The 16,846-nt window shown below is 73.3% G+C and carries 19 protein-coding genes; 10 read left to right on the top strand and 9 right to left on the bottom strand.

All coding sequences use genetic code 11. From position 1 onward, the window contains the following. Positions 1-116: 116 nt before the first annotated feature. Positions 117-881, top strand: a complete 765-nt coding sequence (locus tag AB0I67_RS30270) for an alpha/beta hydrolase (protein ID WP_357930206.1) — start codon at positions 117-119, stop codon at positions 879-881. 44 nt (positions 882-925) lie between these two features. After that, a complete protein-coding gene (locus AB0I67_RS30265) occupies positions 926-1,708 on the top strand; it encodes a class I SAM-dependent methyltransferase (RefSeq protein WP_357930204.1) in 783 nt (260 codons plus the stop codon). Between the two features lie 58 nt (positions 1,709-1,766). Here the strand turns inward: AB0I67_RS30265 and AB0I67_RS30260 are convergent, their stop codons facing one another. The 3 genes from AB0I67_RS30260 to AB0I67_RS30250 are packed head-to-tail and all read right to left on the bottom strand — an operon-like array spanning position 1,767 to position 3,850. Then, the gene (locus AB0I67_RS30260) at positions 1,767-2,282 is read right to left on the bottom strand and encodes a hypothetical protein (RefSeq protein ID WP_357930201.1); all 516 of its coding nucleotides are present in this window, start codon (positions 2,280-2,282) and stop codon (positions 1,767-1,769) included. Between the two features lie 11 nt (positions 2,283-2,293). Next, a complete protein-coding gene (locus tag AB0I67_RS30255; RefSeq protein ID WP_357930198.1) occupies positions 2,294-3,286 on the bottom strand; it encodes a hypothetical protein in 993 nt (330 codons plus the stop codon). A gap of 27 nt (positions 3,287-3,313) precedes the next feature. Continuing rightward, the gene (locus AB0I67_RS30250; protein WP_357930195.1) at positions 3,314-3,850 is read right to left on the bottom strand and encodes a DUF2165 domain-containing protein; all 537 of its coding nucleotides are present in this window, start codon (positions 3,848-3,850) and stop codon (positions 3,314-3,316) included. Between the two features lie 256 nt (positions 3,851-4,106). Between AB0I67_RS30250 and AB0I67_RS30245 the strand changes: the two genes are divergently transcribed. Further along, entirely contained in the window at positions 4,107-4,982 is an 876-nt protein-coding gene (locus AB0I67_RS30245) for a DMT family transporter (protein ID WP_357930192.1), read from the top strand. Between the two features lie 39 nt (positions 4,983-5,021). Here the strand turns inward: AB0I67_RS30245 and AB0I67_RS30240 are convergent, their stop codons facing one another. Further along, complete coding sequence (locus AB0I67_RS30240) at positions 5,022-5,804, bottom strand: SDR family NAD(P)-dependent oxidoreductase (protein WP_357930190.1); 783 nt, start codon at positions 5,802-5,804, stop codon at positions 5,022-5,024. Between the two features lie 263 nt (positions 5,805-6,067). Here AB0I67_RS30240 and AB0I67_RS30235 point away from each other — a divergent pair, with 263 nt between their 5' ends. Genes AB0I67_RS30235 through AB0I67_RS30225 form a run of 3 tightly spaced genes read left to right on the top strand, consistent with a single transcriptional unit; the run spans position 6,068 to position 8,702 of the window. Next, complete coding sequence (locus tag AB0I67_RS30235) at positions 6,068-6,916, top strand: hypothetical protein (RefSeq protein ID WP_357930187.1); 849 nt, start codon at positions 6,068-6,070, stop codon at positions 6,914-6,916. Between the two features lie 5 nt (positions 6,917-6,921). Then, positions 6,922-7,803, top strand: coding sequence for a hypothetical protein (locus tag AB0I67_RS30230; protein ID WP_357930185.1), 882 nt, complete (start codon positions 6,922-6,924; stop codon positions 7,801-7,803). 35 nt (positions 7,804-7,838) lie between these two features. Then, a complete protein-coding gene (locus AB0I67_RS30225; protein WP_357930182.1) occupies positions 7,839-8,702 on the top strand; it encodes a hypothetical protein in 864 nt (287 codons plus the stop codon). Here the strand turns inward: AB0I67_RS30225 and AB0I67_RS30220 are convergent. After that, the gene (locus AB0I67_RS30220; RefSeq protein ID WP_357930179.1) at positions 8,681-9,850 is read right to left on the bottom strand and encodes a UDP-N-acetylglucosamine--N-acetylmuramyl-(pentapeptide) pyrophosphoryl-undecaprenol N-acetylglucosamine transferase; all 1,170 of its coding nucleotides are present in this window, start codon (positions 9,848-9,850) and stop codon (positions 8,681-8,683) included. The genes AB0I67_RS30225 and AB0I67_RS30220 overlap by 22 nt on opposite strands. A gap of 61 nt (positions 9,851-9,911) precedes the next feature. On the opposite strand from AB0I67_RS30220, the gene AB0I67_RS30215 reads away from it, so the two are divergent. Both AB0I67_RS30215 and AB0I67_RS30210 read left to right on the top strand, forming a co-directional pair. Continuing rightward, the gene (locus AB0I67_RS30215; RefSeq protein WP_357930176.1) at positions 9,912-11,075 is read left to right on the top strand and encodes a hypothetical protein; all 1,164 of its coding nucleotides are present in this window, start codon (positions 9,912-9,914) and stop codon (positions 11,073-11,075) included. 9 nt (positions 11,076-11,084) lie between these two features. Next, positions 11,085-12,014 (top strand): Ppx/GppA family phosphatase, encoded by a 930-nt coding sequence (locus AB0I67_RS30210; RefSeq protein ID WP_357930173.1) that lies wholly within the window; start codon positions 11,085-11,087, stop codon positions 12,012-12,014. A gap of 57 nt (positions 12,015-12,071) precedes the next feature. Here the strand turns inward: AB0I67_RS30210 and AB0I67_RS30205 are convergent, their stop codons facing one another. Together AB0I67_RS30205 and AB0I67_RS30200 are read right to left on the bottom strand one after the other, a co-directional pair. After that, positions 12,072-12,494 (bottom strand): ATP-binding protein, encoded by a 423-nt coding sequence (locus tag AB0I67_RS30205; protein WP_357930171.1) that lies wholly within the window; start codon positions 12,492-12,494, stop codon positions 12,072-12,074. A gap of 54 nt (positions 12,495-12,548) precedes the next feature. Beyond that, positions 12,549-12,854, bottom strand: coding sequence for an STAS domain-containing protein (locus AB0I67_RS30200; protein ID WP_357930168.1), 306 nt, complete (start codon positions 12,852-12,854; stop codon positions 12,549-12,551). Positions 12,855-12,946: 92 nt separating this feature from the next. Here AB0I67_RS30200 and AB0I67_RS30195 point away from each other — a divergent pair, with 92 nt between their 5' ends. Further along, positions 12,947-13,897, top strand: coding sequence for an N-acetyltransferase (locus tag AB0I67_RS30195; RefSeq protein WP_357930165.1), 951 nt, complete (start codon positions 12,947-12,949; stop codon positions 13,895-13,897). Positions 13,898-13,967: 70 nt separating this feature from the next. Here AB0I67_RS30195 and AB0I67_RS30190 read toward each other — a convergent pair whose 3' ends face one another. Then, on the bottom strand, positions 13,968-14,405 hold the full coding sequence (locus AB0I67_RS30190; RefSeq protein ID WP_357930163.1) for a PaaI family thioesterase: 438 nt from the start codon (positions 14,403-14,405) through the stop codon (positions 13,968-13,970). Positions 14,406-14,478: 73 nt separating this feature from the next. Between AB0I67_RS30190 and AB0I67_RS30185 the strand changes: the two genes are divergently transcribed. Then, entirely contained in the window at positions 14,479-16,173 is a 1,695-nt protein-coding gene (locus tag AB0I67_RS30185) for a glycoside hydrolase family 3 N-terminal domain-containing protein (protein ID WP_357930160.1), read from the top strand. Here AB0I67_RS30185 and AB0I67_RS30180 read toward each other — a convergent pair. Beyond that, entirely contained in the window at positions 16,170-16,844 is a 675-nt protein-coding gene (locus AB0I67_RS30180; protein WP_357930158.1) for a class I SAM-dependent methyltransferase, read from the bottom strand. The genes AB0I67_RS30185 and AB0I67_RS30180 overlap by 4 nt on opposite strands. Positions 16,845-16,846: the final 2 nt, after the last annotated feature.

Below are 16,846 nucleotides of genomic sequence, written 5' to 3'. Positions count from 1 at the left end.
CGCCACCTACGAGCCGAAACGGGTCTGACCGCTCGTCGCGCCAGGACCGCCGTACGGCAGCACGGAGGGGTGGTTGAAGGCGCGCCGGGAGCCGGGGCGGTGGGATTCTGGCGCGCGTGAGCTTCACCGCCGCCCTGCTCGTGGTCGTGACGCTGGCCTTTCCCTCCGCGCCGGCGGGTCCCCGCACCACGGTCGTGTCGTACGGCACGCAGTCCATGGACGTGCTCCCCGGCGCGAGCGGCCGCCGCCCCGGGATCTTCCTGGTGCACGGCGGCTGGTGGTCCGAGGGCGACAAGAGCGCCCTGGCCGCGGTGGCCGCCCGCTTCGCCGACCTCGGCTACGCCGTGTTCAACCTGAACTACCGCCTGTCCGGCGCCGCCCGCTGGCCCGCGCAGCGTGACGACACGCTGCGGGCCGTCGCCTACGCCCGCCGGCACGCGGCCCGCTTCCGCTTCGACCCCGGCCGCTACGCGCTGGTGGGCTTCTCGGCCGGCGGCCACATCGCCGCCTCGGCCGCGGTGCACCGCTCGGGGCCGCGGGGCCTGCGCGGCGTGCTCGCCTTCTCGCCGGTCACCTCGCCGCACCTCGCCTTCGATGCCGGCGGCCGGCTGGGCCGCTCGGCGGTGGCGCTGGCCGGCTGCCGCCCGCGCCGCTGCCCGTGGGTCTGGCGGAGCATGGAGGTCGCCGCGCACGCCGGCCCCGGCAGCCCGCCGATGGTCTTCTACCACTCCGCCCGCGAGTTCGTGCCGCCCGAGCACAGCCTGCCGCTACAGCCGTTCGCCGAGGTGCGGGTGGTGCCCGGCACCGCGCACAGCACCCGCCTGTACGGCAGGCCGAGCGTGGCCCGATCAGCGGAGGAATGGCTGGCGTCCATCATGTAAGACGATATTTCCCGAAATATGGGACATGCACTAGCGTGATCGTCATGACCTACACCCACGGCCACCACGAATCGGTCCTGCGCTCCCACCGCTGGCGCACCGCCGCGAACTCCGCCGCCTACCTGCTGCCGCACCTGTCCCCGGAGCACACCCTGCTCGACATCGGCAGCGGCCCCGGCACCATCACCGCCGACCTGGCCGGCCACGTCGCCCGGGTGACCGCCTCCGAGGTCAAGCCCGAAGCGCTCGACCTGGCCCGAGCCGAGGTGGAGCGGCGCGGCCTGACCAACGTGGACTTCGCCGTGGCCGACGTGCACGCCCTCGACTTCGCCGACGACAGTTTCGACGTGGTCCACGCCCACCAGGTGCTGCAGCACGTCGCCGACCCGGTGGGCGCGCTGCGCGAGATGCGCCGCGTCTCGCGCGGCGTGGTGGCCGCCCGCGACAGCGACTACGCGGCCTTCGCGTGGTACCCGCTGCTGCCCGAGCTGGACGAGTGGCTGGCGCTCTACCAGAAGGTCGCCCGCAGCAACGGCGGCGAGCCGGACGCGGGCCGCCGCCTGCTCTCCTGGGCGCGCGAGGCCGGCTTCGGCAGCGTCGAGCCGAGCGCCTCGGTGTGGTGTTACGCCGACGAGGGCGACCGAGCCTGGTGGGGCGGGATGTGGGCCGAGCGTGTCCTCAGCTCGGACATGGCCGCCCAGGCCCTGGCCACCGGCGCCGCCACCGAGGCCGACCTGCGGCGCATCTCCGCCGGCTGGGCGGCCTGGGCGCAGGAGCCGGACGGCTGGCTGGCCATCCTGCACGGCGAGGTCATCTGCCGCGACTGACGCCGGGCAGGCCGGCTCAGGCTCCGGGCAGGCCGCCTCAGCCGCCGGGCAGGCCGCGTCAGCCGCTGAGCGTGCGCGCCCGCTGCCAGCTCGGGTCGCGGTAGAGGAAGGTCGGCACGTCGTCGACCAGCTCGTCGGGCGCCGAGACCATCACGATCTCGCCCCAGAACTGGAGCTGCAGCAGGATGTCGCGGACCCGGGGCCCGACCGGAAGCCGCCCGGCCGGCAGCCCGAGCCCGGACCGGACCGCGTCGGCGATCTCGGACAGCCGGAAGCTGCCCTCGTACCCGGAGATCACCGACCGCACCAGCGGCACGGTGATGAGCTGCTCGGCCTCGGTGTGCGCGAGCTGCCAGGTGATCTGCTCGCGGCGCCGCCCGGTGCCGGCGCACGCCGAGCAGCCGCGCACCAGCCCGGGGGCCAGCTCCTCGCGGGCGCTGCCCAGGCAGACGGTGCACAGCTGGTTCTCGGCGGCGTGGAGCTCGGCGGGCATCCGGCCGGACAGCGTGGCACCGCACTCGCAGCCGAAGACCTCGCCCAGGACGGCGTCAGCGCGCGGGAAGATGAGGTGCATGGGGCCTCACCCTACCCCTCGGCCAGACCGCGGGCGCGGCGCAGGGCCTTGCGGGCGGCGGCCACCACGGCCGGGTCGGGGTGGCCCTCCACGAGGGTGAGCAGCACGCGCTCGGTCTCGGCGTGGCCGCCGAAGGGCAGGATCGCGATGGTCTCGACCTGCTCGCCGGGGTTCATGCCCATGGCCATCGCGGCGACCACCTGCTCGCTGTCGCCGCCGTACTCCAGCAGCGAGGCGGCCATGTCGACCAGCACCCAGGCGATCTCCTCGGCGGCGGAGTCGCGCTCCACGCCCAGCCGGGCGGCGGCCAGCGCGCCGACCTTGGACGAGGGCAGCAGGCTCCGCAGCGCCTCGACGCCCTCCTCGCCGAGCTCGGCGTGCAGGAGTTGCAGCCCGACCGTGCGGGCCAGCGGGCTGACGTCGGCCAGGACGGTGGCGATGGCCTGGGCGGCCTTGGCCGGGTCGCGGCCCTCCAGCCAGCCGCGGACCTCCTCGCGCCGCTCGTCCTCGGAGTAGGACCGCAGGCCGTACAGCAGGGTGGGTGCGTCGCGGTCGGCGAGCGAGCCGAAGACCGGCACGGTCTGGCCGGTGAGGCTGGCGAAGACGCGGCGGCCGGCCCACTGCCCGAGCGGGGTGAGCCCGCCGCCGGGTGTGACCAGGCCGAGCCCGGCCAGCACCTCGCCCGGCGGCTCGGTCGAGCTGCCGAGCAGGAACAGCTCGGCCAGGGTGACCGCGTCCTGCTCGGTGCCGAGCTCGGCCGGGTGCACGGCGACGAAGCTCACCTCCGACCAGAGCCGCAGGACCTCCTCCGGCGCCCCGTCGCGCAGCACCTCCAGCTCGCCGCCGGGCCCGCCTTCCGCCTCCAGCAGGCCGGTGCGCAGGGCCAGCTCGCGCGGGCCCTCCAGCTCCAGCAGGGCGCGGGCCAGCGGTGTCCGGCGTACGGCATCGGCCAGCTCGGCGGCCGGCGGCAGGTGCAGGGGCGCGAGCAGTCGGAAAGTGTCCACGGCTCCATCTTGGCGGATGCCGGCGGCTCAGGCGTCCTGTCGCCGGTCGTTGCGGAGCGAGAGGAAGATCAGCACGCCGCCGATGTAGGTGCACAGCCGCACCGCGTCGGGGATGCCGTTCCAGGTGCCGTTCATCCACATGCCGAACCACTCGCCGCCGATGGCCTGGAAGCCGAAGAACCACAGCAGCAGGCCGAGGGTGCAGCCGGCCACGCCCCAGCGCTTGGCGGCGTGGAAGGCGGCGTCGTCCTTGCCGATGGCCCTGGCCTGCTGCCAGGCCGAGACCAGGCAGGTGACCATGATGAGCGCCTCGGTGACGATGACGCCGATGTAGGCGGCGTGGTGCGCCCACGTCCACGGGATGGAGCGGTAGTTGATCTGGCTGACCGCGGCCAGCTCCGGCTTCTGCGCGTCCATGGCCAGCACGTGCCGGACGAACTCGAAGTTGGTGCCGTAGTCGGTCAGGTTGCCGAAGACCACCAGGAGGGCGAAACCGCCCACGGTGAAGGTCAGCAGAGCCTTGGCGGTGCGGAGCACGGCGATCGTGTCGAATCGCGGGACCATCGTCATTCCTTTGAACCTTGGTGCGAACAGGCACGGGCCGCCAAGGAACGAGAAATGGTCGAAGGGGGCCCGCGAGAGCCCGGCGCTAAGGACGCGCCGAGCTGTCCCACTGGCTCCGTCACTGGAGGTGACGTCGCGGGCCCCTTAAGCCTGAGGTGGAACGGCTGTATGGTACCCGCCGCACGCCTGGTGGCGAAAACCGGACGTCGTGCACCCTTCGTCACCGATCGAAACATCGGCCCGCTAGCGTGCCCCTATGAATCAGGTTGCCGAAAGGACGGACCGGCGCGCGCTGCTCGCGGCCGGGGTCACCGTGGTGTTGTGGGCCTCGGCCTTCGTGAGCATCCGCGTCGCGGTCGAGTCCTACTCGCCCGGCGCGCTGGCGCTCGGGCGGCTGCTGGCGGGCACGGTGACGCTCGTGGTCATCCTCCTGCTGCGCCGCGAGGGCTGGCCACCGCGCGCGGCGTGGCCGGGCATCCTGGTCTCGGGCGTGCTCTGGTTCGGCGTCTACATGGTCGCGCTCAACTGGGGCGAGGAACTGGTGGACGCGGGCACCGCCGCGATGGTGGTGAACATCGGCCCGCTGCTGATCGCGTTGCTGGCCGGGTGGTTCCTCAAGGAGGGCTTCCCCGGCAAGCTCCTGGCCGGCATGGCCGTCTCCTTCGCCGGCGCGGTCGTGGTCGGCGTCTCCAAGTCGGGCGGCGCGGACTCCTCGGTGCTCGGTGTGGTGCTGTGCCTGGTCGCCGCGGCGTCCTGGGCGGTGGCGGTGCTGGCGCAGAAGCCCGCGCTGCGGGTCGCCTCGGCGCTGCAGGTGACCACCTTCGGCTGCCTCGTCGGCACGGTCGCCTGCCTGCCGTTCACCGGGCAGCTCGTCGAGGAGGCGGCCAAGGCGCCGCTGTCGGCGACGCTCAACCTGGTCTACCTCGGCGTGTTCCCGACCGCCGTGGCCTTCACCACCTGGGCCTACGCGCTGGCCCGCACCACCGCCGGGAAGATGGGCGCCACCACCTACGTGGTGCCCGCCCTGGTGGTGGCGATGTCGTGGGTGGTGCTGGCCGAGGTGCCGGGCTGGCTCACCTTCGCCGGCGGCGCGCTGTGCCTGGCCGGTGTGGCCATCTCGCGCCGCAAATAGGCGCGGTCCCGTACGGCGGGCGGCCGACGGGGGCGAGCCTCAGCGGCGGGCGCCGGTCATGCCGGCGATCCAGTCGGTCAGCCGGGGCGCGGCCCAGCTCTGCCCGAGGAAGAGCCGGAGCATGAACGGCAACTGCGTGCGCGAGCGCCCCCGCCGGGTGGCGTTCACCAGCGCCCGGGCCACCTGCTCCGGCGTCACCTCGGGGATGAGCGCGGCGATGCGCGGGATGCGCTCCTCCGAGCCGGGGTTGGCCAGGAAGTAGTCGCTCGACACCTTGCCCGGGATCACCTCGGTCACCCCGACGCCGGTGCCGCGCAGGTCCGCCTCCAGGGCGCGGACCAGGCCGCGCAGCGCCCAGCGGGCCCCGGCGTAGCCGAACGCGCCGGGCCAGGCGATGCGCGAGACGGGGGAGTTCACCACCACGATCCGGCCGCTGCCCCGCCGTACCATGTCGCCGGCGAAGGCGGTGGTCACGTAGCCCGCGGCGAGGTACGGCACGGCGGCCAGCTCGCGGAACTGGTGCGGCGTGGTCTCGTCCACGAACAGCCATGCCCCCGCCCCGGCGTTGTTGACGATCACGTCAGGCACGCCGAGCTCGGCCCGCACCCGCTTGGCCAGCTCGACGACCGAGTCCGGGTCGGACAGGTCGGCGGGATAGACGTAGGCCGGCTCGCCGATCTCCATGGCCAGGGACTTGAGCCGGTCCTCGCGCCGGGCGACGAGGGCGACCTTGGCCCCGGCGCGGGCGAACTCGCGCGCCGTGGCCTCGCCGATGCCCGAGGAGGCGCCGGTCACGAGCACCACTTTGTTCCACAGCTCCATGGCCACCCCCGCAAGACATGATATTTCCGTCATGTTATCGGGGGCGTGGCCCTCCCGCCGCCCGCCGCGCCCGCATCGGGGCTGGTTGCCGCGCCGCCCGGCGAATCCGGTGTTTCACGGTCAACGTTCGGGCATATAAAGGGCTGACATTCGCCCAGATCGATCCGTAGTATCCGAAATACCCGGAACGTTGGGGGCTGCACGTGGCGGGACGTGGCTCGAGCGTGGTAGTGAACCCGGAGGTGCCTCCGGAAGTAGCGGCAGTGCTGCGTGCGAACGCGCCCCTGTTAGCCAGGATGCGCAACGGCTGGGAGCCGGTGCGCGACCGGAGACGGGCCGTGGCCCGCACGGGATGGAAGGTGGCGCGGGTCATCGCCGCGCTGGGCGCGCTGTTCATGGCGCTGGTGCTGTTCGACGCGACGATCCTGGCGCCCTTCGCGCTGGTGATGCTCGGCCTGTCGTTGCTGTTCTTCGGCTCGCTGGTCAAGGGCGACCCGGTGAGCGAGGCCGACAGACGCGCCGAGGCCGAGTGGAAGGTCTACGAGCAGGCCCGCGAGCACCGCGGCGGCTACGTCCTGCTGGACCGTTTCGACGAACCCTCGATCCGGCTGATGCGCCGCGCGCAGGTGGCCGTCGACTCCGTCATGAACTCCCAGGTCAACGAGGAAGGCCTGCTCGACGACGCGCGCAACGCGGTGATGCTCCCGGCGCAGGAGTGGGAGATCGCCCGGCTGCTGGGCAAGCTGTCGGGGCTGCGCACCGAGCACCGCGAGCTGGTGTCGGGGGAGGTGACCGCCGAGGTGGCCGCGGTCGCCGAGCCCCTGTCGCGAGCCCTGGACAGCAGCGAGGCCGCCGTCGTGGCGCGGGTGGAGGCGTTGGAACGCTACGCCCGGCACGTCGCCGAGGCCGAACGGGCCTACCGGGCCCAGCACCAGATCGAGGCGCTGCGCGCCAAGCTGCCCCGCTACGAGGAACTGCTGGCCGAGACCGGCGCCCAGGACTACATCGAGCCGGAGATCGCCCGGCTGTCGGAGGACGCCGACCGGCTGGAGCAGGCGCTCCGCCGCAGCGTCCGGTCGGCCAGGGACGCCTTCCGCTATCTGGAGAGGTGACCTCCATGGACGTCGTCATCGACCCGCTCGTCCCCGCCGAGGACGCCCGGCTCCTGCGGGAGCACACCGAGCTGCTGGCTCGCATGCGGGCCGGCTGGCGGCCCCGGCCGCGCTCGCGCCGGGTGGGCCTGGCCGGCGCGCTGATCATGGGGTTACTGGGCTTCCTCGCGGTCAGCACGCTGATGATCTTCATCGGGCTGGCCAGAACCGGCCCGGGCCTGACCATCCTCGGCTTCATCGGCTTCATCATCTTCACCGCCGCCTTCATCAACCAGCCCATCGACGACGAGGACGTCGAGGCGTGCGCCGACCGCGCGGTCTACGAGCGGGCCCGGGTGCACGAGGGCCGCTACGTGCTGGCCACCGACCTCGACGAGCCCGCGCTGCGCGTTCTGCACCGGGCCAGGGTGGCCGTGCGCTCGGTCACCTTCTCGCAGGTCAACGCCGAAGGGCTGCTGGACGGCCCGCGCAACGCGGTCACCCTGCCCGCCCAGGAGTGGGAGATCGCCCGGCTGCTGGCCAAGCTCTCCGCGCTGCGGGTCAAGCACGAACGCACCCTGGCCGCGGGCACCGTCCCCGAGGTGGCCGCCGTCGCCGAGCCGCTCGGCCGGGTGCTGGAGAGCAGCGACGCCGCCGTGGTGGCCCGCGTGGAGGCCCTGGAACGGTACGCCGAGCGGGTCGCCGAGGCCGAGCGCGCCTTCCACGCCCACCGGCAGGTCGAGGAACTGCGCAGCCGGCTGCCGCAGTACGAGGAACTGGTCGCCGAGGTCGGGGCCGGGAACGTCCCCGAACTGGAGCGCCTGGCCGACGACGCCGGACAGCTCGATCGGGTGCTCCGGCGCACCCTGGACTCCGCGAAGGACGCCTTTCGCTACCTGGACGGCTGACATCGCGCTCGATACCGCCATAGGATCGCTCGGTAATGGATGTCGTGATTGATCCAGGAGTGCCAGAGGACGACGCGCGGCTGCTCCGGGAGAACGGGGAGCTGTTAGCGAGGTTCCGCACGGGCTGGGTGCCGGAGGGGCGGCGCAAACGGCTGGTCGGCAGGGTGCCCGACCTGGCCGTCGTCGCGCTCGTCTGCGGGCTGCTGGTCCTGGCCGGGATGGCGATCAACGGCTCCATGATCGTGGTGATCATCGCGCTCGCCGTCTTCCTCGGCTACTTCGCCCGCCAGTCGGTGCAGGAGGAGGCCGAGCAGCACCGGCACGTCTACGACCAGGCGCGCTGGTACGAAGGCCGCTACGTACTCGGCTCCGACCTCGACGAATCGGCCCGGCGGCTGCTGCAGCGGGCCCGCTGGGCGGTGGTGTCCATCACCGACTCCGAGGTCAACCGGGAGGGCCTGCTCGACTCGGTGCGCAACTCGGTGATGCTGCCCGCCCAGGAGTGGGAGATCGCGCGGCTGCTGGCCAAGCTGTCGGACCTGCGCGGCAAGCATCGCGACACCGTCTCCCAGGGCATGACCGCCGAGCTCGCCGCGGTCGCCGAACCGCTGGCCCGCGCGCTGGACAGCAGCGAGGAGGCGGTGGTGGCCCGGGTGGAGGCGCTGGAACGCTACGCCGAGCACGTCGCCGAGGCCGAGGCCGCCTTCCACGCCCATCGGCAGGTCGAGGAACTGCGCAGCCGGCTGCCGGAGTACGAGGAGCTGGTCGCCGAGGCCGGGGCGGGAGCCGTACCGGAACTGGACCGGCTCGCCGACGACGCCGGCGACCTGGAGCAGGCCCTGAGGCGGAGCGTGAGCTCCGCCCGCGAGGCCTTCGGCTACCTCGAGCCCGGCGCCTGAGGCCCGCCCGCCGCGTGCGCGGCGGGTGCCGGCGGAAGCTGCGCGGCGTCGAGCAGGAGCTGGGCCAGGGCGTCGGCCGCGTCCACCCGGCCGAGCGCCCGCGCGGCGTTGCCCATCGAGGCGCGCAGCTCCGGGTCGGCCAGCAGCGGCATGAGCTCGGCCAGCAGCAGGTCGGCGCTCGGCTTCGGCTCCAGCAGCGCCCGGGCCGCGCCCGCCTCGGCCAGGTAGGCGGCGTTCTTGCGCTGCTCGTCGCCGCCGGTCGGGATCAGCGGGATCAGCACGGAGGGCTTGCCGATCGCGGTCAGCTCCGACACCGTGCCGGCCCCGCTGCGCGAGATCACCACGTCGGCCGCCGCGAACAGGTCGGGCAGCTCGGAGCCCACGTACGGCAGCGGGTGGTAGCGCTCGGCCAGCTCCGGCGGCAGCTCGACCGCGCGCATGCGGTCGATCCAGGCAGGGCCGCACTGGTGCACGACCTGCGCGTGCGGCAGCAGCCGGGGCAGCAGCTCGGCGATGAGCGTGTTGATCTGCAGGCTTCCCGTCGCGCCGCCGGTCACGTAGATGACCGGCACCTCGAAGGTCAGCCCAAAGTGGTCGTAGGCCGCCGCCCGGTCGCCGCGCAGCAGCTCGGGACGGACCGGGTTGCCGGTGACCACCACCCGGTCGCGCACCGAGGCCGGCAGGTGCTCGACCGACGACTGGTGGCTCAGCGCGATGCGGGTGGCGAAGCGGGCCAGGATGCGGTTGGCCAGCCCGACCACGGTGGTCTGCTCGTGCATGACCAGCGGCCGCCGGATGATCTTCGCGGCCAGGCCGATCGGCACCGCCACATACCCGCCGGTGGACAGCACCACGTCCGGCAGGTAGCGGGCGCAGTGGCCGATGGCCTGGCTGACGCCGAGCGGGATGCGGAACAGGTCGGCCAGGTTGGTGCCCAGCTCGCGCAGGTTGGGCCGGCGGCGCAGCTTCCCGGTGGTGATCGCCTTGAACGGGATGCCGTGCTCGGCGGTGATCCTGGCCTCCAGGCCGTTGGCCGTGCCCACCCAGAGCACGTCGTGCGGGACGCCTCGCTTCTGGAGAGCGGACAGGGTGGTCAGCGCCGGATAGGTGTGTCCTCCGGTGCCCCCGCCGGTGATGAGCAATCGCATGCGATCAGACTATGGCCGCGCGCCGGGGTGTCGGGACTGCCGGTGGGGGTAGTCGTGCCCTATGTCTGCCAAGTCCTTGCCGCGGGCCTCCCTTCCGGCGTCGGTACGGCTCGCCGCCCAGGTCATGGCACCCCCACTGCTGCAGGGAGTGATCCTGCGACGCCGGAGCGGAGTGTGGCTGGCGGCCCTCGCCGACGCCGACGGGCGCGCGACCAGGCTGCTGCGGCGGATGCGCGCGCGGTACGGTGACGGCCCCCTCGTGGTGCCCCTCCCGGGGCGCGGTCCGCTGATCCTGCCGCTGGCCGCCGCCGACGTCGAGCGCGTGCTGGCCGACCCGGCCCACCACCCGGCGACCAGGGAGAAGACCGGCGCGCTCGCGCACTTCCAGCCCGACGGGGTGCTGGCCACCCGCGATCCCGGGCTTCGCGCCCGCCGCCGGGCCTTCAACGAGCGGGTCCTGGCCGCGTCCGATCCGGGCGTGCTGGGCGAGATCGCCCGCCAGGAGCTGCGCACGCTGCCCCGGTACGGCCGGCTGACCTGGGACGCCTTCTCCGCGGTGCACTGGCGCATCGCGCGCCGGGTCGTGCTCGGCGACGGCGCCCGCGACGACGAGGCGCTGACCTGGATGCTGAACCGGCTGCGCGGCGACGCCAACTGGTCCTACCTGCGCGGCCACCGCACCGACGTGCGGTCCCGCTTCGAGCGCCGGCTGCGCACGCACCTGGAGCGCGCCGAGCCCGGCAGCCTCGCCGCCCGCGCCGCAGCCACCCCGGCCGACCCCGAACTGCACGCCGAGGGCCAGGTCCCGCACTGGCTGTTCGCCATGGACGCGGTCGGCATCGCCGCCTACCGCGCCCTGGCCCTGCTAGCCGCCCACCCCGGCGCCCCGATCCGGGAGAGCGTGCTGGAGTCCGTGCGCCTGTGGCCGACCACGCCGATCATCCTGCGCACGGCGCCCGACGGCGCGACGGTCGCCGTGCACGTCCCCTACGTCAACCGGGAGGCCGGCGGCGACCGCTTCGCCCCCGGCGCCCCGACCGGCGTGCCCTTCAGCGCCGGGCACGCCGCCTGCCCCGGCCGCGACCTCGCGACCGAGCTGGCCACCGCCGAACTGACCGAGCTGCTGCGCGAGCGCCAGTTCGCCGGCCCCCGCCTGCCTGCCGTCCTGCCTGGGAGTTTGGACCACTTCGCCCTCACTTTCGCAGTACGGCAGGCGGGGCGATAGCGTGCCGCCATGCGACTAGGGGTCCTGGACATCGGCTCGAACACGGTTCACCTGCTCGTGGTGGACGCCCACCGCGGGGCCAGGCCCCTGCCCGCCTACTCGCACAAGGCCGAGCTGCGCCTGTCGGAGCTGCTGGAGGACGGCAACCGGCTGGCCGCGGCCGCCGTGCAGCGGCTGGGGGAGTTCGTGGCCGAGGCCCAGCAGATCGCCGAGGACAAGGGCGTGGAGGACTTCATGGCCTTCGCCACCTCCGCGGTGCGCGAGGCGGCCAACGGCGAGGAGGCGCTCGCCGAGATCAACGAGCGCTGCGACCTGGACATCCAGGTGCTGTCCGGGCAGGACGAGGCGCGGCTGACCTTCCTGGCGGTGCGGCGCTGGTTCGGCTGGTCGTCGGGGCGGCTGCTGGCCTTCGACATCGGCGGCGGCTCCCTGGAGATCGCCGCGGGCGTCGACGAGCAGCCGGACGTGGCGGTGTCGTTGCCGCTGGGCGCGGGGCGGCTGACCCGTGACTGGTTCACCGCGGACCCGCCGCCGGCCGAGGAGGTGCGCAAGCTGCGCAAGCACGTGCGGGCCGAGATCGCCCGCACGGTCGGCGGGGTGGCGCGCTACGGGCAGCCGGACCGGGTGGTGGCGACGTCCAAGACCTTCAAGCAGCTCGCCAGGATCGCCGGGGCGGCCCCCTCGCACGAGGGGCAGTACGTGCCGCGCTCGCTGACGCGCGAAAGCGTCGCCGAGTGGGCGGTCAAGCTGGTCGGGCTGGGGTCGCGGGAGCGGGCGGAGCTGTCGGGCGTGTCGGCGGGCCGGGCCGCGCAGCTCGCGGCGGGGGCGATCGTGGCCGACGCGGCGATGGACCTGTTCGAGGTGGACCGGCTGGACCTGTGCCCGTGGGCGCTGCGCGAGGGCGTGATCCTGCGCCGCCTGGACGGCCTGCCCGACTGACCGGGCGGCCGCGAGGGGGTCGGGCCGCGAGGGGGTCGGGCCGCGAGGGATTCGGGCTCAGCCGGCCTTGAGCGGGGCGTCGGGCAGGAAGCTCAGCCGTTTCTCCAGGCAGACGATGGCGCCGTGCTCGCGCCGGTTGTCGAAGCGCACGTCGTCGGCGAGGGCACGCATGATCTGCACCCCGCGCCCGCCCTCGGCCCCGGGAGCGGCCTCACGCAGCCGGTGCGGGTCGAAGCCGTCGCCGGTGTCGATCACCCGGATCACGCACAGCGCGTTGTGCACGGTCGCGCTCACCGTGTACTCGTCGCTCGGGTCGGCGTGTTTGATCACGTTCGAGCACGCCTCGGTCAACATCAGCTCGATGTCGTCTCGGATATCGGGAACGACGCCGAGCGAGCGAAGCGCGGCGTCGAGCATCTGTCGGATCAGGGGAACGCTGGCCGCGTCTCTCGGCAGCCTCAGCGCGATTGTCGCCTCCACGGGCCTCCCCTGCCCGCTGGAGGGGGGTCCCAACCACCTCCAGCCCCACTCGTGTCAGGCGGGCGGCAGCCGGAAGAGCCGGTCGAGCGCGGTCGTGTGCAGCAGATGCCGCAGGTAGGGGGTGAGCGCGGTCACCTGGAAGACGGCGTGCGCCTCCTCGGCCTGGTGGTAGAGCCGGATCAGGGCGGCCAGCCCGGAGGAGTCGATGAAGTCGAGGCCCGACAGGTCCACGTCGAGCCGGTGAAGACCGTCGGCCAGCGTGAGATCGGAGAGCTCGCTCACGGAGGTGAAGTCGAGGTCGCCGCTCAACGCCAGCCGTACGGTCGTGGTGTCCGGATTGCCGACTTCGATGCGCAGCACGCCACCGATGCTACCGGGCGTGACGGCGGGACAGGATAGCACCCCCGAAAACCAGAGGCGGATCAACCAGGACGATGGGCACAATCACCGGCATGGATACCTATCAGTTCCGCAGGCCGCGGCCCGAGGACGCCGAAGCCGTCTTCGACCTCATCCGCGACTGCGACGTCCGCGTCATCGGCTTCGTGGACGCCACCGTCGAGGACGTCGCCGACGAACTCGACGAGCCGGGCTTCGACCGCGAGCGCGACGGCTGGCTCGTGCACGACGCGGCCGGCACGCTCGTCGGCTGGGCCTGGGCCCGCCGCAAGGGCGCCAGCGACCAGATCGACCTGGACGTGGTCGTGCGGCCGGGCTCCGAGGAGCTCACCGACCGGCTCTGGGCCATGGTCCTGGACCGTGCCAAGGAGATCACCACCGAGCTCGGCCACGAGGGCGCCACGCTCGACATCGGCGTCTACCGCGCCGACGAGGCCAAGCGGGAGGTGGTCCGCCGGCACGGGTTCGAGTCCGGGACCAGCTTCCACCGCATGCGCATCGACTTCGCCGACGCCGCCCCCGGCGGGCGGGTCGCCGCGCCCGAGGCCCCGGCCGGCGTCACGCTGCACCGGGGCACCACCGACGAGGTGCGCCGGCGGATCCACCAGGTGCACCAGGACTCCTTCGCCGACCACTTCGGCTTCGCCAAGGTGGACTTCGACGACTGGTTCGCCCGGCGCGACGGCTCCAGCGCCAACGACTGGGAGCAGGCCGTGCTGGCCGAGGTCGACGGGCAGCCGGCGGCGGTGTTGCTGTCCAACAACCAGTTCGCCCCCGACGAGCAGTGCGGCTACGTCGCCACGCTCGGCGTGCTCCCGGCCTTCCGCGGCCTGGGCCTGGGCCGCTACCTGCTCCGCACGGCCTTCGCCGAGGACGCCGCGCGTGGCAGGAAGGGCACGATCCTGCACGTCGACTCCAACAACACCACCCCGGCGCTCGGCCTGTACACCTCGGCCGGCATGCGGCCCATCCTGGTGATCGACGTCTGGCGCCGCCGGATCTGATCCGCGCCACCCCAGGAGCCGGGCGCACCGGCCCGGCCCGCGAGGTGGTGGATCTGTGTCCCGGCCCGGGTCAGCTCGGCCGGGTCGCCCTGTTCGGGGTGAGGCTGGAGGTGGCCTGCGCGCACAGCCGCCCCTCGCCGTCGGTCACGGTGGCGCGGGTCAGCAGCCGGGTGCGGCCCCGATGCTCCACCCAGCCGGTCACCGTGTGCGGCTCACCTGCCTGCACCGGGCGCAGGTAGTCGACGTTGAGGTTCATGGTCAGGTGCAGCGTGGGCCGGTCGGCCGCGCTCCCGCAGGCCATGCCGCAGGCGTCGTCCAGGGCGGTGGCGATGTACCCGCCGTGCACGACCCCCGAGCGGTTGGTCAGCTCCGCGCCGGGCAGCCAGCCGAGCACCACGCGCCCCGGTTCGACCGAGGTCAGGCGCAGTCCGAGGTGGCGCAGGTGGGGGGAGGACTCGACGGTCCCCTCGGCGATGGCCCGCAGGAAGTCGGCTCCGGTCGTCGTCATCCGGCACAGCGTAATAGAACCTTGTTCGGCAAGCACTTGCCGGGGTCGCCGCTCACCGTTTATACGTATAAGCATGAATCCGTACCAGGATCCCGGCCGCCCCGTGGCGGCCAGGGTCGACGACCTGATCAGCCGGATGACGCCGCAGGAGAAGGCGGGCCAGCTCTTCCACACCATCGCCCTGTGCGGCCGGCCGGTGGAGCTGATCGGCGACCAGCTCATGAGCCACTTCAACGTGCTCGGCGGCGCCGCGCCCCGCGAGATGGCCGAGTGGCACAACGCCGCCCAGGAGCAGGCCCTGGCCACCCGGCTCGGCATCCCGGTGACCTTCTCCACCGACCCGCGCCACTCCTTCTCCCACAACCCGGGCGCCGCCATCCTCGCCGGGCCCTTCTCGCAGTGGCCCGAGTCCACCGGCCTGGCCGCCATCGGCGAGGAGGACCTGGTCGAGACCTTCGCCGGCATCGCCCGCCGGGAGTACCTCGCGGTCGGCATCCGGGTGGCGCTGCACCCGCAGATCGACCTGGCCACCGAGCCCCGCTGGGCGCGCGTCAACGCCACCTTCGGCCAGGACGCCGAGCTCACCTCGCGCCTGGTGCGCGCCTACATCCGCGGCTTCCAGGGCGAGCGGCTCGGCCCGGACAGCGTCGCCTGCATGACCAAGCACTTCCCCGGCGGCGGCCCGCAGAAGGACGGCGAGGACCCGCACTTCCCCTACGGCCGCGAGCAGGTCTACCCCGGCGGCCGCTTCGACTACCACCTCAAGCCCTTCGAAGCCGCCTTCGAGGCCGGCACCAGCCAGATCATGCCCTACTACGGCATGCCGGTCGGCACCGGGCACGAGGAGGTCGGCTTCGGCTTCAACCACGGCGTCATCACCGGCCTGCTGCGCGAGCGCTACGGCTTCGACGGCATCGTCTGCACCGACTGGGGGCTGCTGACCGACGCCGAGATCATGGGACAGGCCATGCCCGCCCGCGCCTGGGGCGTGGAGCACCTGACGCCCCCGGAGCGCGCGCTCAAGGCCCTGGACGCCGGGGTCGACCAGTTCGGCGGTGAGGCCTGCCCCGAGCTGATCGTGGAGCTCCTGGAGTCGGGCCGGATATCTGAGGCGCGGATCGACGTCTCGCTGCGGCGGATCCTGCGCGAGAAGTTCGTGCTCGGCCTGTTCGACCACCGGTTCGTCGACCCGGACCGGGCCGAGGAGATCGTCGGCCGGCCCGACTTCGCCGCCGCCGGGCTGGACGCGCAGCGGGCCTCGCTGACGCTGCTCAAGAACGGGCCGCTGCCGCTGGCCGAGGGGGTGCGGCTCTACGTCGAGGGCGTGGACGCGCAGGCCGCCTCGGCCTACGGCAAGGTCGTGGAACGGCCGGGCGAGGCCGACGTCGCCCTCGTCCGGCTGGCCGCGCCGTACGAGCCCCGCGAGGGCGGGTTCGAGGCGTTCTTCCACGCCGGCAGCCTCGCCTTCCCCGAGGCCGAGATCGCCCGGCTGCGGGCCGTCCAGGACGCCGTGCCGACCGTGGTCGGGATCTACCTGGAACGGCCCGCGGTCTTCCCGGAGATCGACGCCGCGAGCGCCGCGGTGCTGGGCGACTACGGGGCGAGCGACGAGGCCTTCCTCGACGTGGTGTTCGGGCGGGCCGCGCCACGGGGACGCCTGCCGTACGAGCTGCCGCGCTCGATGGCCGCGGTCGAGGCGAGCCGCTCGGACGTGCCGGGCGACACCGAGGACCCGCTCTACCCCTTCGGCCACGGCCTCGGCTACTAGGCGGCCACCGCCCGCAGCCAGGTGCGGTCCTCGGTCAGGAACCGGTCGAGGACCAGGCCGGCCCGCGCCAGCTCGGCGGCGAGCTCCTCGTCGGTGAACTGCCGCGACTCGAACGACTGCGTCCACGCCCGATCGCGGTGCGTGTAGCGCATGGTCACCGCGAGCCGGTCGGGCCGGACCCGCTCCACCCGGGCCATGCTCACGGTGATCTCGCCGTCGGTGCGCGAGTGGCCGTGGGCCTCCCACCGCTCGTGCGCCTCGTAGGGCTGCCACTCGGCCAGCAGCGAGCCGCCCGGCGCCAGGTGCCGGGCGCAGGCGCCCAGGAAGTCCTGCCGCAACGCGTCGTCCGGGGTGTTGAGCAGGAACGAGGCCAGGACCACGCCGTCGAACCGCTCGCCGAGGTCGAGCTCCTGCACGCGCGCCTCGACCGTGCGCGCCCCGCGCACGTGCGCGAGCATCTCGGGGGACTCGTCCACCGCCACCACGTCGAAACCGCGCTCGACCAGGGAGTGGGTGACGCGCCCGACGCCGCAGCCGAGCTCCAGCAGGCGGCCGCCGGGCGGGACCACCCCGGCGATCACCTCCGCCTCGTGCCTGGCGTCCAGCAACAGGTAGAACTCCACGGGGGAACCGTCGGGGGTGATCGCTCCAGGGCCGGTGCCGTTGCTCATGA

The organism is Nonomuraea sp. NPDC050310, from assembly GCF_040655795.1.
Classification (GTDB): domain Bacteria; phylum Actinomycetota; class Actinomycetes; order Streptosporangiales; family Streptosporangiaceae; genus Nonomuraea.
The sequence above is the reverse complement of the archived record's forward strand: the minus strand, read 5'-3'. Positions and strand labels throughout refer to the sequence as shown.

Bases quoted from the DNA above. Each gene is read 5' to 3' on its own strand.
- AB0I67_RS30265 (WP_357930204.1), top strand. From the start codon at position 926: ATGACCTACACCCACGGCCACCACGAATCGGTCCTGCGCTCCCACCGC.
- AB0I67_RS30260 (WP_357930201.1), bottom strand. From the start codon at position 2,282: ATGCACCTCATCTTCCCGCGCGCTGACGCCGTCCTGGGCGAGGTCTTC.
- AB0I67_RS30250 (WP_357930195.1), bottom strand. From the start codon at position 3,850: ATGGTCCCGCGATTCGACACGATCGCCGTGCTCCGCACCGCCAAGGCT.
- AB0I67_RS30245 (WP_357930192.1), top strand. From the start codon at position 4,107: ATGAATCAGGTTGCCGAAAGGACGGACCGGCGCGCGCTGCTCGCGGCC.
- AB0I67_RS30240 (WP_357930190.1), bottom strand. From the start codon at position 5,804: ATGGAGCTGTGGAACAAAGTGGTGCTCGTGACCGGCGCCTCCTCGGGC.
- AB0I67_RS30230 (WP_357930185.1), top strand. From the start codon at position 6,922: ATGGACGTCGTCATCGACCCGCTCGTCCCCGCCGAGGACGCCCGGCTC.
- AB0I67_RS30225 (WP_357930182.1), top strand. From the start codon at position 7,839: ATGGATGTCGTGATTGATCCAGGAGTGCCAGAGGACGACGCGCGGCTG.
- AB0I67_RS30220 (WP_357930179.1), bottom strand. From the start codon at position 9,850: ATGCGATTGCTCATCACCGGCGGGGGCACCGGAGGACACACCTATCCG.
- AB0I67_RS30215 (WP_357930176.1), top strand. From the start codon at position 9,912: ATGTCTGCCAAGTCCTTGCCGCGGGCCTCCCTTCCGGCGTCGGTACGG.
- AB0I67_RS30210 (WP_357930173.1), top strand. From the start codon at position 11,085: ATGCGACTAGGGGTCCTGGACATCGGCTCGAACACGGTTCACCTGCTC.
- AB0I67_RS30195 (WP_357930165.1), top strand. From the start codon at position 12,947: ATGGATACCTATCAGTTCCGCAGGCCGCGGCCCGAGGACGCCGAAGCC.
- AB0I67_RS30190 (WP_357930163.1), bottom strand. From the start codon at position 14,405: ATGACGACGACCGGAGCCGACTTCCTGCGGGCCATCGCCGAGGGGACC.
- AB0I67_RS30185 (WP_357930160.1), top strand. From the start codon at position 14,479: ATGAATCCGTACCAGGATCCCGGCCGCCCCGTGGCGGCCAGGGTCGAC.
- AB0I67_RS30180 (WP_357930158.1), bottom strand. From the start codon at position 16,844: ATGAGCAACGGCACCGGCCCTGGAGCGATCACCCCCGACGGTTCCCCC.